At 68.4% G+C, this 14739-nt stretch carries 7 protein-coding genes and 1 tRNA gene; 7 read left to right on the forward strand and 1 reads right to left on the reverse strand.

Translation table 11 applies throughout. The features are described from left to right. The first annotated feature begins 27 nt into the window (after window positions 1–27). The 3 genes from gltB to pyk all read left to right on the forward strand — a co-directional run bounded on the left by gltB (window position 28) and on the right by pyk (window position 7627). Window positions 28–4620 carry a glutamate synthase large subunit gene (gltB, locus tag ET445_RS11900; RefSeq protein ID WP_129191486.1) on the forward strand — a complete coding sequence of 1531 codons (4593 nt, stop codon included), beginning with the start codon at window positions 28–30 and terminating at the stop codon, window positions 4618–4620. 68 nt (window positions 4621–4688) lie between these two features. Beyond that, a complete protein-coding gene (locus ET445_RS11905; RefSeq protein WP_129191487.1) occupies window positions 4689–6146 on the forward strand; it encodes a glutamate synthase subunit beta in 1458 nt (485 codons plus the stop codon). 65 nt (window positions 6147–6211) lie between these two features. Further along, window positions 6212–7627 carry a pyruvate kinase gene (gene pyk, locus ET445_RS11910; protein ID WP_129191488.1) on the forward strand — a complete coding sequence of 472 codons (1416 nt, stop codon included), beginning with the start codon at window positions 6212–6214 and terminating at the stop codon, window positions 7625–7627. Window positions 7628–7777: 150 nt separating this feature from the next. Here pyk and ET445_RS11915 read toward each other — a convergent pair. Beyond that, a tRNA-Leu gene (locus ET445_RS11915) sits at window positions 7778–7858 on the reverse strand. Window positions 7859–7894: 36 nt separating this feature from the next. On the opposite strand from ET445_RS11915, the gene ET445_RS11920 reads away from it, so the two are divergent. From ET445_RS11920 to rpsA, 4 genes are all read left to right on the forward strand, one after another. Next, window positions 7895–8500 carry an ANTAR domain-containing response regulator gene (locus ET445_RS11920; RefSeq protein ID WP_129191489.1) on the forward strand — a complete coding sequence of 202 codons (606 nt, stop codon included), beginning with the start codon at window positions 7895–7897 and terminating at the stop codon, window positions 8498–8500. A gap of 153 nt (window positions 8501–8653) precedes the next feature. Next, window positions 8654–11344: a DNA polymerase I gene (gene polA, locus ET445_RS11925; RefSeq protein ID WP_129191490.1), complete on the forward strand. Its 2691-nt coding sequence runs from the start codon at window positions 8654–8656 to the stop codon at window positions 11342–11344. Window positions 11345–11410: 66 nt separating this feature from the next. Then, complete coding sequence (locus tag ET445_RS11930; protein WP_129191491.1) at window positions 11411–13084, forward strand: DUF885 domain-containing protein; 1674 nt, start codon at window positions 11411–11413, stop codon at window positions 13082–13084. A gap of 181 nt (window positions 13085–13265) precedes the next feature. After that, on the forward strand, window positions 13266–14717 hold the full coding sequence (gene rpsA, locus ET445_RS11935) for a 30S ribosomal protein S1 (RefSeq protein WP_129191492.1): 1452 nt from the start codon (window positions 13266–13268) through the stop codon (window positions 14715–14717). The last annotated feature ends 22 nt before the right edge of the window (window positions 14718–14739 follow it).

Below are 14739 nucleotides of genomic sequence, written 5' to 3' on the forward strand. Positions count from 1 at the left end.
TGTCGTCCCTCGCTCCCACCCAAGTTGATGAGGACGGTACACGTGTCGCTCACCCCACCCTTCTCCCGGTTCGGAACCGTCCCGGCCGCGCAGGGCATGTATGACCCGGCCGCCGAGAAGGACGCCTGCGGTCTGGCCATGGTCGCGACCCTTCGGGGCACTGCGGGGCACGACATCATCACGAACGCCCTCGACGCGCTCCGCCACCTCGAGCACAGAGGCGCCGTGGGCTCCGACGCCGGCACGGGCGACGGCGCCGGCATCATCACGCAGATCCCCGACGAGTTCCTCCGTGCGGTCGCAGACTTCCCGCTCCCGCCGGTCGGCGAGTACGCGGTCGGCAATGCGTTCCTTCCGGTCGACCCGACGTCGCGAAGCAAGGTCAAGCAAGACGTTCACGCGATCGCGGCGAGCGAGGGCCTCGAAGTCCTCGGGTGGCGCGAGGTCCCCGTCCGTCCCGACGAGCTCGGCACGCTTGCGCGTGCGGCCATGCCGGCCGTGCAGCAGCTCTTCGTGCGCTCGCTCGCGACCAACGCCGGAGGCGACCGTCTCGCGGGCATCGCGCTCGACCGGCTGACGTTCCGTCTGCGGAAGCGCGCCGAGCGCGAGCTCGACCTGTACTTCACGTCGCTGTCGTCGCGAACGATGGTCTACAAGGGCATGGTCACGACGCTCCAGCTCGAGCCGTTCTACCCCGACCTCTCCGACGAGCGGTTCGCGTCGAAGCTCGCGCTCGTCCACTCGCGGTACTCGACCAACACCTTCCCGTCTTGGCCGCTCGCGCAGCCGTTCCGCATGATCGCCCACAACGGCGAGATCAACACGATCCAGGGCAACCGCAACTGGATGCGCGCGCGTCAGTCGCAACTCGAGTCCGAAGTGCTCGGCGACCTCTCGCCCGTGCTCCCGATCGTGACCCCCGGCGCAAGCGACTCGGCGTCCTTCGACGAAGTCGTCGAACTTCTGACGCTCGCGGGCCGCAGCCTCCCGCACGCGATCATGATGATGGTCCCCGAGGCCTGGGAGAACCAGACCGAGATCGATCCCGCGCGCCGCGCGTTCTACGAGTACCACTCGATGCTCATGGAGCCGTGGGACGGCCCCGCCGCGATCGTCTTCACCGACGGCTCGCTCGTCGGCGCGACGCTCGACCGCAACGGACTCCGCCCCGGCCGCTATGTGGTCACCGATGACGGACTCGTCGTCCTCGCGAGCGAGATCGGCGTGCTCGACTTCGACCAGTCGAAGATCGTGCGCAAGGGGCGCCTGCAGCCGGGCCGTATGTTCCTCGTCGACACCGAGGCGGGCCGCCTCATCGAAGACGACGAGATCAAAGCGCAGCTCGCGGGGCAGGAGCCCTGGGGCGAGTGGCTCGAGCAGGGTCGCATCCGGCTCGCCGACCTTCCCGAGCGCGAGCACATCGTGCACCCGCCGGCGTCCGTCAACCGCCGACAGCGCACCTTCGGCTACACCGAGGAAGAGGTCAAGATCCTCCTCACGCCGATGGCGAAGACCGGTGCCGAACCGCTCGGCGCGATGGGTTCCGACACGCCGGTCGCCGTGCTGTCGAAGCGCCCGCGCCTGCTGTTCGACTACTTCACGCAGCAGTTCGCCCAGGTGACGAACCCGCCGCTCGACTCGATCCGCGAGGCGGTCGTCACCTCCCTCGGCTCATCGCTCGGTCCCGAGCGCAACCTGCTGAGCCAGGGCCCCGAGCACGCCAAGCAGGTCTCCCTCGCGTTCCCTGTGATCGACAACGACGAACTCGCGAAGATCGTCCACATCGACCCGCGCCCCGGTTCGCGCACCACGGTGACGCTCAAGGGCCTCTATCGGTTCGACGAGGGGCCCGACGCCCTGCGCAGCCGGCTCACGGCGCTGTGCGCCGAAGTCGATCAGGCCATCGAAGACGGCGCGCTGTTCATCATCCTGAGCGACCGCGACTCGAACAAGGACCTGGCGCCAATCCCGTCGCTCCTCATGCTGTCGGCCGTGCACCACCACCTCATCCGGTCCGAGAACCGCATGAAGGTCGGGCTCGTCGTCGAGGCGGGCGATGTACGCGAGGTCCACCATGTCGCGCTCCTCGTGGGCTACGGGGCGTCCGCCGTGAACCCGTACCTCGCGATGGAGACGTGCGAAGACCTCGTGCGCTCGGGCGTCATCCAGGGCGTCACGCCCGAGGACGCCGTGCACAACGTCATCAAGGCGCTCGGCAAGGGCGTGCTCAAGATCATGTCCAAGATGGGCATCTCGACGATCTCCTCGTACGCGGGTGCGCAGGCGTTCGAAGCAGTCGGGCTCTCGAACGAGTTCGTCGACGAGTTCTTCACCGGCACGACGACGAAGCTCGGCGGTGTCGGCCTCGACGTGATCGCGACCGAGAACCTCGACCGTCACACCTCCGCGTACCCCGAAGACGAGGCCGTGCGTGCGCACGAGCGCCTCGCGACGGGCGGCGAGTACCAGTGGCGCCGAGACGGCTCGCCGCACCTCTTCAACCCCGAGACGGTGTTCCGCCTGCAGCACTCGACTCGCACGCGGCGCTACGACATCTTCAAGGAGTACACCGACCTCGTCGACGACCAGTCGTCGCAACTCATGACGCTGCGAGGTCTCTTCGGGCTCCGCACCGGCACGCGCCCGGCGGTCCCGATCGACGAGGTCGAGTCGATCGAGTCGATCGTCAAGCGGTTCTCGACCGGCGCGATGAGTTACGGCTCGATCTCGAAAGAGGCGCACGAGACGCTCGCGATCGCGATGAACCGCCTCGGCGCCAAGTCGAACACGGGTGAGGGCGGCGAAGACCTCGACCGTCTCCTCGACCCCGAGCGCCGCAGCGCGATCAAGCAGGTCGCGTCCGGCCGGTTCGGCGTGACGAGCATGTACCTCACCCACGCCGACGACATCCAGATCAAGCTCGCGCAGGGCGCGAAGCCCGGCGAGGGCGGTCAGCTGCCGCCGACGAAGGTGTACCCGTGGGTCGCCCGCACCCGTCACGCGACGGCGGGCGTCGGCCTCATCTCGCCGCCGCCGCACCACGACATCTACTCGATCGAAGACCTCAAGCAGCTCATCTTCGACCTGAAGCGCGCGAACCCCAAGGCCCGCATCCACGTGAAGCTCGTGAGCCAGTCGGGCATCGGCGCGGTCGCGGCCGGCACGGCCAAGGCACTCGCCGACGTCATTCTCGTCTCGGGGCACGACGGCGGCACCGGCGCGAGCCCGCTCAACTCGCTCAAGCACGCGGGCACCCCGTGGGAGCTCGGCCTCGCCGAGACGCAGCAGACGCTCATGCTCAACGGCATGCGCGACCGCGTCGTCGTCCAGGTCGACGGCCAGTTGAAGACGGGCCGCGACGTCCTGATCGGCGCCCTGCTCGGCGCCGAGGAGTTCGGCTTCGCAACGGCCCCGCTCGTCGTGGAAGGCTGCATCATGATGCGCGTCTGCCACCTCGACACATGTCCCGTCGGCGTCGCGACGCAGAACCCCGAGCTCCGCAAGCGCTTCTCGGGCAAGCCCGAGTTCGTCGTCAACTTCTTCGAGTTCATCGCGCAAGAGGTGCGCGAGTACCTCGCTGCGCTCGGTTTCCGGTCGCTCGACGAGATCATCGGCCGCCGTGAGCTCCTCGACGTCGACCGCGCGGTCGACCACTGGAAGGCCTCGGGTCTCGACCTCACGCCCGTGCTCGTCGGCCCCGACTTCTCCGACTCCGAGCCGCGCAAGCACGGCCGCGCACAAGACCACGAGCTCGACGAGCACTTCGACAACGAGCTCATCGCGCGCAGCCGTCTCGTGCTCGAGGAGGGCGGATCGATCCAGATCGAGCTGCCCATCAAGAACACCGAGCGCGCAGTCGGCACGATGCTCGGCCACGAGGTGACGGTCGCCCACGGCGAGCACGGGCTGCCGACCGGGTCGATCGACATCACCCTCACGGGTTCGGCGGGTCAGTCCTTCGGCGCGTTCCTGCCGAACGGCATCACGCTGCGGCTCGAGGGCGACTCGAACGACTACGTCGGCAAGGGCCTCTCGGGCGGACAGATCATCGTCAAGCCGGCCGAGGACGCGGGCTTCGTCGCCGAGCGCAACGTGATCGCCGGAAATGTCATCGGGTACGGCGCCACGCGCGGGTCGATGTTCATCCGCGGCATCGTGGGCGAGCGCTTCCTCGTGCGCAACTCGGGCGCAACGGCGGTCGTCGAGGGCGTGGGCGATCATGCGCTCGAGTACATGACCGGCGGTCTCGCGCTCATCCTGGGCGATACGGGCCGTAACCTCGGCGCCGGCATGTCGGGCGGAACCGCCTACGTGCTCGGCCTCCGCGAGGGCCGCGTCAACCGCGAATCGCTCTCGAGCGGCGAGCTCGAACTGCTCCCGCTCGGCAGCGCCGACCGCGAGATCGTGCGCGACCTGCTCGAGCAGCACCTCGAGCACACCGGCTCGGCCGTCGCCGCGCGCCTCCTCGAGGAGGGCGACGCCGCGTTCGACTCGTTCACGAAAGTGCTGCCGCGCGACTACGCCGCGGTGCTCCGCACCCGCCAGACCGCCGTCGACGAGGGGCTCGACCCCGACGGCGACGTCGTCTGGACTCGCATCCTCGAGGTGACCGGTGGCTGAGACATCCGTCGTGCGTCGCCTCGACGCGAACACCCGTATCAACTGCATGGAGTACTCGGAGGTGACGGGTGGCTGACCCGAAGGGCTTTCTGAAGGTCACCGAGCGGGAGCTGCCCAAGCGCCGCCCGGTGCCGGTCCGCATCATGGACTGGAAAGAGGTCTACGAGCAGGGTGACCCGACGCAGTTGCGCCGGCAGGCCGGTCGCTGCATGGACTGCGGCGTGCCGTTCTGCCACCAGGGCTGCCCGCTCGGCAACCTGATCCCCGAGTGGAACGACCTCACGTGGCGCGGCGAAGGCCGTGCGGCGAGCGAGCGGCTGCACGCGACCAACAACTTCCCCGAGTTCACCGGTCGTCTGTGCCCGGCTCCGTGCGAGTCGGCGTGCGTGCTCGGCATCAATCAGCCGGCCGTCACGATCAAGCAGGTCGAGGTGTCGATCGCCGACCAGGCGTTCGGCAACGGCTGGGTGCAGCCGCAGCCGCCGGGGCGTCTGACGGGCAAGACCGTGGCCGTCGTCGGTTCGGGCCCCGCCGGTCTCGCGGCCGCCCAGCAGCTCACGCGGGCCGGACACACGGTCGCGGTGTTCGAGCGCGACGACCGCATCGGCGGTCTCCTGCGCTACGGCATCCCCGACTTCAAGATGGAGAAGAAGCACATCGATGCGCGTCTCGCGCAGATGACCGCCGAGGGCACGCGCTTCCGCGCGGGCGTCGAGATCGGCGTCGATATCACGTGGGAGCAGCTCCGCGAGCGTTACGACGCCGTCGTGGTCGCGACGGGTGCGATCGAGCCGCGCGATCTGCCGATCCCGGGTCGTGATCTGCCCGGTGTGCACTTCGCGATGGAGTACCTCACGCAGTCCAACAAGGCCGTCGCGGGCGATCAGGTCTTCGACCAGATCACCGCTGAGGGCAAGCACGTCGTCGTCCTCGGCGGCGGCGACACGGGCGCCGACTGCATCGGCACCGCGCACCGCCAGGGCGCGCTCACGGTGACCAACCTCGCGATCGGCAAGCGTCCGGGCGACGAGCGCTCGCCCGAGCAGCCGTGGCCGATCCACCCGAACATCTTCGAGGTCCAGTCGGCGCACGAAGAGGGCGGCGAGCGCCAGTACCTCGCGTCAACGGTCGAGTTCCTCGCCAACGACGCCGGAGAGGTTCGCGCGATCCGTATCGCCGAGACCGAGTACCTCGACGGCAAGCGGGTTCCGAAGGCGGGCACCGAGCGCGAGATCCCGGCCGACCTCGTCCTGCTCGCGCTCGGATTCACGGGTCCCGAGACGAAGGTCGCCGGCGAGCAGATCGGCCTCGGTGCGACGTCTCGCGGCAACTTCGAGCGCGACGCGGACTACGCGACGGACCTCGCCGGCGTCTTCGTCGCGGGCGACGCGGGCCGCGGCCAGTCGCTCATCGTGTGGGCGATCGCCGAAGGGCGTGCTGCGGCCGCGGCCGTCGACCGGTACCTTGAGGGTGATACGCGTCTGCCGAGCCCGATTCCTGCGACCGCCCGAGCGTTCGCCGTCTGACCATCGCGCCACCCGGCGCCACCGACCCGCGTCTCGGCGCGGAACACCTGGGAGTACACACCGATATGAGACGAGCGAAGATCGTCGCGACCCTCGGGCCTGCGACGTCGAGCTATGAACAGATCCGCGCCGTCATCGACGCGGGCGTCGACGTCACCCGCATGAACCTCAGCCACGGCAGCTACGAGGTCCACGAGGGCGTCTACCAGAACGTCCGCAAAGCCGCCAACGACTCGGGCCGTGCGATCGCCGTGCTCGTCGACCTGCAGGGGCCGAAGATCCGCCTCGGCAAGTTCGAGAACGGACCGCACGAGCTCGCCGTCGGCGATGTCTTCAAGATCACGACCGAAGACATCCTCGGCACGAAGGAGCTCGTCGGCACGACCTTCAAGGGCCTGCCCCAAGACGTCGCCCCTGGCGACTTCCTGCTCATCGACGACGGCAAGGTCCGCGTCGAGGTGATCGAGACCGACGGCACGGTCGTCACGACGCGCGTCGTCGTCGCGGGCCCGGTGTCCGACAACAAGGGCATCAACCTCCCGGGTGTCGCGGTCAACGTGCCCGCGCTCTCCGAGAAGGACGAGGCAGACCTCCGTTGGGGCCTCGAACTCGGTGCCGACCTCATCGCGCTCTCGTTCGTGCGCAACGCCGCCGACATCGTGCGGGTCCACGAGATCATGGACGAAGTGGGTCGCCGCGTTCCGGTCATCGCGAAGATCGAGAAGCCCCAGGCCGTCGACCACCTCGAAGAGATCATCGAGGCGTTCGACGCCATCATGGTCGCGCGCGGCGACCTCGGCGTCGAACTCCCGCTCGAGGCCGTTCCGATCGTGCAGAAGCAGGCGATCGAGATCGCCCGTCGTCTCGCGAAGCCGGTCATCGTCGCGACGCAGATGCTCGAGTCGATGACGCACAGCCCGGTTCCGACTCGCGCCGAGACGTCGGATGTCGCGAACGCCATCCTCGACGGCGCCGACGCGGTCATGCTCTCGGGCGAGACGAGCGTGGGCGAGTACCCCGTCATCACGGTGCAGACCATGGCGCGCATCGTCGAGTCGACCGAGCTCCACGGACTCGAGCGGGTGCCGAAGCTCGGCACGAAGCCGCGCACCCAGTCGGGCGCGATCACGGCAGCCGGTGTCGACATCGCCGACTTCGTGGGCGCGAAGTACCTGTGCGTCTTCACCGAGTCCGGGGAGTCGGTCCGCCGCATGGCGCGTCTGCGTTCGCCGATCCCGATCCTCGCGTTCACGCCCGACCAGGCCATCCGTCGGCGCATGTCGCTCTTCTGGGGCGTCGAGTCGTTCGTCGTCGACCGCGTCACGCACACCGACCAGATGGTCGGCCAGGTCGACGACGTGCTCGCGAAGTCGGGCCGTGCGGTCGAGGGCGAGACGGTCGTCATCATCTCGGGTTCCCCTCCCGGGATCCCCGGCACCACGAACGACGTGCGCGTGCACAAGGTCGGCGAGGTGCTCTAAGCGGTTCCGAGGAACGGCCGGTGCGGATGTCTCGCACCGGCCGTTCGTCGTTCGTGCGCGTCGTTTCCCGACGTCGGGTGGACGCGTGGGCGTCGACCGCTCGAGGCATCCGCCGTCTGACACGAGGGACGCTTGTTCCGAGGCCCGCTGTGCCGGTGGTGGGACTCGAACCCACACGCCTTTCGGCAAAGCATTTTGAGTGCTCCGCGTCTGCCATTCCGCCACACCGGCAACGGGCCTCGGCCAGAATACCGTAGGCTTTCAGCCGTGACTGACAGTGAACCCACCCAGTCGGCTCCTCGCCGCGTCGTCGTCGCGGAAGACGAGTCGCTGATCCGTCTCGACATCGTCGAGATCCTTCGCGACAACGGTTTCGAGGTCGTCGGCGAGGCCGGCGATGGCGAGACGGCCGTTGCGCTCGCGACCGAGCTGCGCCCCGACCTCGTCATCATGGACGTCAAGATGCCCCAGCTCGACGGCATCTCGGCTGCCGAGCGCCTCTCGAAGGGGCACATCGCGCCGGTCGTGCTGCTCACGGCGTTCAGCCAGAAAGAACTGGTCGAGCGCGCGAGCGAGGCGGGCGCGCTGGCCTACGTGGTGAAGCCGTTCACGCCCAACGACCTGCTGCCCGCGATCGAGATCGCCCTCGCGCGCTACGCGCAGATCATCGCACTCGAGGCCGAGGTCGGCGATCTCGTCGAGCGGTTCGAGACCCGCAAGCTCGTCGACCGGGCCAAGGGCCTGCTCAACGAGAAGATGGGCCTCACCGAGCCCGAGGCGTTCCGCTGGATCCAGAAGGCGTCGATGGATCGTCGTCTCACGATGAAAGACGTGTCGCAGGCGATCATCGAGCAGCTCGCGCCCAAGAAGTAGGCACGCTCCGAAGCATCCGGATGCCGCGGCGGGAACGTTCCCGACGCGGCATCCGTCGTCTTCCCCGGATGTCGCGACCGTGCGCGGTTCGCACGCTTCCTCGGACCTCGGGGGAGCGCGGAGCATGTCGGCCGTCGCTTGTAGGCTGTCCAGGTGTCGGACCCCCAGAAGCCCACCCTCCTCGTCGTCGACGGCCACTCGCTCGCGTTCCGCGCGTTCTACGCGCTCCCGGTCGACAGTTTCCAGACCCGTGACGGGCAGCACACGAATGCCATCCACGGCTTCTTGTCGATGCTGCTCCTGCTGCTGCAGAACGAGAAGCCCACCCACCTCGCGGTCGCATTCGACAAGTCGCGCCAGTCGTTCCGCACGCGCGAGTACGAGGAATACAAGGGCAACCGCGGCGAGACGCCGGTCGAGTTCAAGGGGCAGGTGCCGATTCTGCAAGAGGCCTTGCAGGCGATGGGCATCACTGTGCTCGAGAAAGACGATTTCGAGGCCGACGACATCCTCGCCACCCTCGCGACGCGCGGCGAAGCCGCGGGGTACCGCGTGCTGGTCGTCTCGGGCGACCGCGACACGATCCAACTCGTCAACGACGACATCACGCTCCTCTACCCGAACACGCAGGGCGTGTCGCAGCTGAAGCGCTACGACCCGGCGGCGGTCGTCGAGCGGTACGGCGTGCGGCCCGAGCAGTACCCCGAGATCGCAGCCCTCGTCGGCGAGACGAGCGACAATCTGCCTGGCATCACGAAGGTCGGCGAGAAGACGGCCGTCAAGTGGCTCGGGCTCTACGGGTCGCTCGAGGGCATCCTCGAGCACATCGACGAGATCAAGGGCGTCGTCGGCGACAACCTCCGCCGGGAGCGCGAGAACGCCGTCCGCAACCGCAAGCTGAACCGGCTCGTGCGCGATGTCGAACTCCCGGTCGAACTCGACGAACTCGAGGCGAAGCCCATCGACCTCGACGCCGTGACGCCGATCTTCACGCGGCTCGAGTTCCGCACGCTGCTCGAGCGAGTGACGAAACTCGTGAACGGCAACGGCAACGGCGGTGCGGCAGGCAAGCCTGCTGCGAGCGTGGCCGCAGTGCCGGCCGAAGACGCGCCCAAGGCGCCGACGTCCGCGCGCATCGCCGGCACAGACCTCGCGATCTGGCTCGACGCCGCAGTCGTCGCCGAACCCGCGGGTCTCGGCCTGCAGTTCGAATTGCTCGACGGGAAGGTCGTCGGCGCGGGCGTCGCGACCAAGTCCGAGAGCGTCGAACTCGCACTCGTGCCCGGTGCGCCCGAGTTCGAGGCGTTCGAGGCGTGGCTCGCGAGCGACGCGCCGAAGGTCCTCACCGACGCCAAGCCGCAACTCAAGGCCGCGGCCCGATCGGGGCTCACGGTGGCGAACGTCGTCGTCGATCCGCTCGTGGCCGGATGGCTCATCCGTCCGAACCTGCAAGAGAAGTCGCTCGTCGACCTCGTCGACCGCTATCTCGGCGAGACGGTTCCGCAGGGCGACCCGTCGCAGCTCGTCGCGCTCGAAGACGAGTCGGCGAGTACCGCAGACCTCGCGTGGTACTCGCTCAGGCTCGCTCCCGTCGTGCTCGCCGCGATGAGCGAGGGCACGCGTCGCGTACTCGCCGAGATCGAGATGCCGCTCGTGCCGGTGCTCGCGGCGATGGAGCTCCGCGGCGTCGCGGTCGACCACGACCGGCTCGCCGGCCTCTCGTCCGAGCTCGGCGGCCGTGCGGCCGACCTCGCCGAATCCGCGTTCGTCGAAATCGGGCGTGAGGTCAACCTCGGTTCGCCCAAGCAGTTGCAAGAGGTGCTCTTCGACCAGCTCGGCATGCCGAAGACGCGCTCGACGAAGACGGGCTATTCGACCGACGCGAACGCCCTCGCCGATCTGCAGGAGTCGAATCCGCACCCCTTCCTCGGGCTCCTGCTCGAGCACCGCGACGCGACGAAGCTCCGCCAGATCGTCGACTCGCTCGACAAGGCGATCGGCTCCGACGGCCGCATCCACACGACGTACGGGCAGGTGGGCGCTGCGACGGGCCGCATGTCGAGCAACGATCCGAACCTGCAGAACATCCCGATCCGTACCGAAGACGGCCGTCGCATCCGCGAGGCGTTCCGCCACGGCGCCGAGTACACCGAACTCCTCACGGCCGACTACTCGCAGATCGAGATGCGCATCATGGCGCACCTCTCCGAAGACCCGGGTCTCATCGAGGCGTTCAACGCCGGAGAAGACCTGCACCGGTTCGTCGGCGCGCGGGTCTTCGGCGTCGATGAGGCGGATGTCTCGCCGCTCATGCGCACGAAGGTCAAGGCGATGTCGTACGGCCTCGCCTACGGACTCAGCGCGTTCGGTCTCTCGAAGCAGCTCCGAATCGACCGGGCCGAGGCGACGCAGCTCATGAAGGACTACTTCGAGCGCTTCGGCGCGGTGCGCGTGTACCTTCGGAGCGTCGTCGAGCAAGCGAAGATCGACGGGTACACCGAGACGATCTTCGGTCGACGCCGCCCGTTCCCCGATCTCAACAGCCCGAACCGCGTGCTTCGCGAGAACGCCGAGCGCGCCGCCCTCAACTCGCCCATCCAAGGATCGGCGGCCGACCTCATCAAGCTCGCGATGACCTCGACCGAGCGGGCGATCGCCGAGGCCGGGCTGCGTTCGCGCATGCTCATGCAGGTGCACGACGAACTCGTCTTCGAGGTCGCCGAAGGCGAGGCCGACGAGCTCGAGGCGATCGTGCGCGACAAGATGTCGCACGCCGTCGACCTGCTCGTGCCGCTCGATGTCCAGGTCGGGCGTGGCGCGAGTTGGGACGACGCGGCGCACTGAGCGTCGGCGCTGTTCGGGCTGCCTCCGCCGTTCGGACTGTGGGCGGTGCTCGGTAGGCTCGAGGGCATGTCAGTCGAACCGCGCACGCCGTCCCAGATCGATCGCATCGCCGAAGGCTGGGTCGACACGCTCGTCGAGTTGCAGCCCACCGTCGGCACGTACATCGGCCGAACCGAGGCCGACACGCGACTGCCCGACTACTCTCCCGAGGGTCATGAACAGCTCATCGCAGCGACGAGGGCGACGCTCGGCGCGCTTCGGGGCGCAGAGCCCGTCGACGATGTCGACCGGGTGACGCTCGCCGACCTCGGCGGCGAGCTCGAACTCGAACTCGAGGGGCACGACGCGGGGTTGCACCTGCGCGACCTCAATGTCATCGCGAGCCCGGCTCAAGACATCCGCGAGGTCTTCGACCTCATGGCGACCGACACGGTTGACGACTGGGCGCGCATCGCGACGCGACTCGGCGAGGTTCCCGCGGCGGTCGACGGCTACGTGCAGACGCTGCGGCTCGGCGCCGAGCGGGGGGTCGTCCCCGCCGTCCGCCAAGTGCGGGAGGTCGCTGCACAGGCCCGCCGCCAGTCGCGGGCCGACGGCTTCTTCGCCGCCTTCGCGTCCGGGGCGAGCGACGGCGGCGCCGGACTCCCCGCGAGCCTCGAGGCCGACCTCACGCGCGCGGCGTCGGCCGCGGCATCCGCCTACGACCGCCTCGCCGACTTCCTCGACGTCGAACTCGCGCCGCGCGCGGGAGACCGCGACGGCGTCGGCCGCGAGATCTACGCATTGCGCTCGCGGCACTTCCTGGGCGCGACGGTCGACCTCGACGAGACGTACGAGTGGGGCATCGAAGAGCTCGCCCGCATGGTCGCCGAGCAGGAGTCGATCGCGAACGAGATCCTCCCCGGGGCATCCGTTGCCGAAGCCGTGGCGTTCCTCGAGCGCGACCCGTCCCGCAAGCTGCACGGCACCGACGCGCTCCAGCGCTGGATGCAGGAGACGAGCGACCGGGCCGTCGCCGAGCTCGGTGCCACCCAGTTCGACATCCCCGCCGAGATCCGCACGCTCGAGTGCATGATCGCACCGACGCAAGAGGGCGGCATCTACTACACGGGCCCGACCGACGACTTCTCGCGGCCCGGCCGCATGTGGTGGTCGGTGCCCGAGGGTGTCACCGAGTTCGACACGTGGCGTGAGCTCACGACGGTGTATCACGAGGGCGTACCCGGCCATCACCTGCAGATCGGGCAGGCGGTCGTCAACCGAGCGACGCTCAACACCTGGCGGCGTCAGCTCGCCGGCACGTCGGGCCACGCCGAAGGCTGGGCGCTCTATGCCGAACGGCTCATGGAGGAGCTCGGCTACCTCGACGACCCCGCCGACCGGCTCGGCATGCTCGACGGGCAGCGCATGCGCGCCGCGCGCGTCGTGCTCGACATCGGCGTGCACCTCGGAAAGCCGCGCCCCGACGGCCAAGGCGTCTGGACGGGCGACTACGCGTTCGAGTTCATGGGGCAGAACGTCGCGATGAACGACGAGTTCGTGCGGTTCGAGGTCAATCGCTACCTCGGGTGGCCGGGGCAGGCGCCGTCGTACAAGGTCGGTCAGCGCATCTGGGAGCAGCTCCGCGACGACACGCGCGCGCGTGAAGGGGCGGCGTTCGACATCCGGGCGTTCCACAAGCGCGCGCTCGACCTCGGCGGCGTGGGGCTCGACACGCTCCGTTCGGCCCTGCTCGGGTAGCCTCGCGCCGCCGGACGGCGAACCGGGACGTTCGCTGACAGTTTGCCGATGAGGGCCGAAATCCGGTACGCTAGAACGTCACTCTTGTGACATCCATGTCCGCATGCCCATCGCGGAACCAACAATTCAGCTCGACTTTTCGGCGATGGGCCTGATTCTGTCCATTCGGAGCATCCACTACATGACCACCGTAACGACCAAGGCGCCCAAGCAGGTCGCGATCAACGACATCGGTTCTGCTGACGATTTCCTCGCCGCGGTCGAGAAGACGCTTAAGTTCTTCAACGACGGCGACCTCATCGAAGGCACCGTCGTGAAGATCGACCGCGACGAGGTCCTCCTCGACGTCGGCTACAAGACCGAGGGTGTCATCCCCTCGCGCGAGCTTTCCATCAAGCACGACGTCGACCCCAGCGAGGTCGTCGAGGTCGGCGACACCGTCGAGGCGCTCGTTCTCCAGAAGGAGGACAAAGAAGGCCGCCTCATCCTGTCCAAGAAGCGTGCGCAGTACGAGCGCGCGTGGGGCGACGTCGAGAAGATCAAGGAGTCCGACGGCGTCGTGACCGGTTCGGTCATCGAGGTCGTCAAGGGCGGCCTCATCGTCGACATCGGCCTCCGCGGCTTCCTCCCGGCATCGCTCATCGAGCTCCGCCGTGTGCGCGACCTCACGCCGTACCTCGGCCAGGAGATCGAGGCGAAGATCCTCGAGCTCGACAAGAACCGCAACAACGTCGTCCTCTCGCGCCGCGCGCTCCTCGAGCAGACGCAGTCCGAGTCGCGTTCGACGTTCCTCGCGAACCTCCACCCGGGCCAGGTCCGCAAGGGTGTCATCTCCTCGATCGTCAACTTCGGTGCGTTCGTCGACCTCGGCGGTGTGGACGGCCTCGTGCACGTCTCCGAGCTGTCGTGGAAGCACATCGAGCACGCCAGCGAGGTCGTCGAGGTCGGCCAGGAGGTCACCGTCGAGGTGCTCTCCGTCGAGCTCGACCGCGAGCGCGTCTCGCTGTCGCTCAAGGCGACGCAGGAGGACCCCTGGCAGGTCTTCGCCCGCACGCACGCGATCGGCCAGGTCGCACCGGGCAAGGTCACCAAGCTCGTTCCGTTCGGTGCGTTCGTGCGCGTCGCAGACGGCATCGAGGGCCTCGTGCACATCTCGGAGCTCTCGGCCAAGCACGTCGAGCTCGCCGAGCAGGTCGTGTCGGTCGGCGAAGAGGTCTTCGTCAAGGTCATCGACATCGACCTCGAGCGTCGCCGCATCTCGCTCTCGCTCAAGCAGGCGAACGAGGGCGTCGACCCCGAGGGCACCGAGTTCGACCCGGCGCTCTACGGCATGCTCACGGAGTACGACGAGCAGGGCAACTACAAGTTCCCCGAGGGCTTCGACCCCGAGACGAACGAGTGGCGCGAAGGCTTCGAGGCCGCCCGCGAGGCGTGGGAGCAGGAGTACGCTGCAGCCCAGGCCCGCTGGGAGGCCCACAAGAAGCAGGTCGCGTCGTCGCAGGCCGCTCAGGCTGCCGACGACTCGTTCTCGTCGGGCACGTCGTCGTTCTCGAGCGAGTCCGCTTCGGGCGGCACCCTCGCCGACGACGCTTCGCTCGCGGCGCTGCGCGAGAAGCTCTCGAGCAACAACTAAGCACCATCCCGTCGCTGCAAGG

The organism is Agromyces protaetiae (assembly GCF_004135405.1).
Classification (GTDB): Bacteria; Actinomycetota; Actinomycetes; order Actinomycetales; family Microbacteriaceae; genus Agromyces; species Agromyces protaetiae.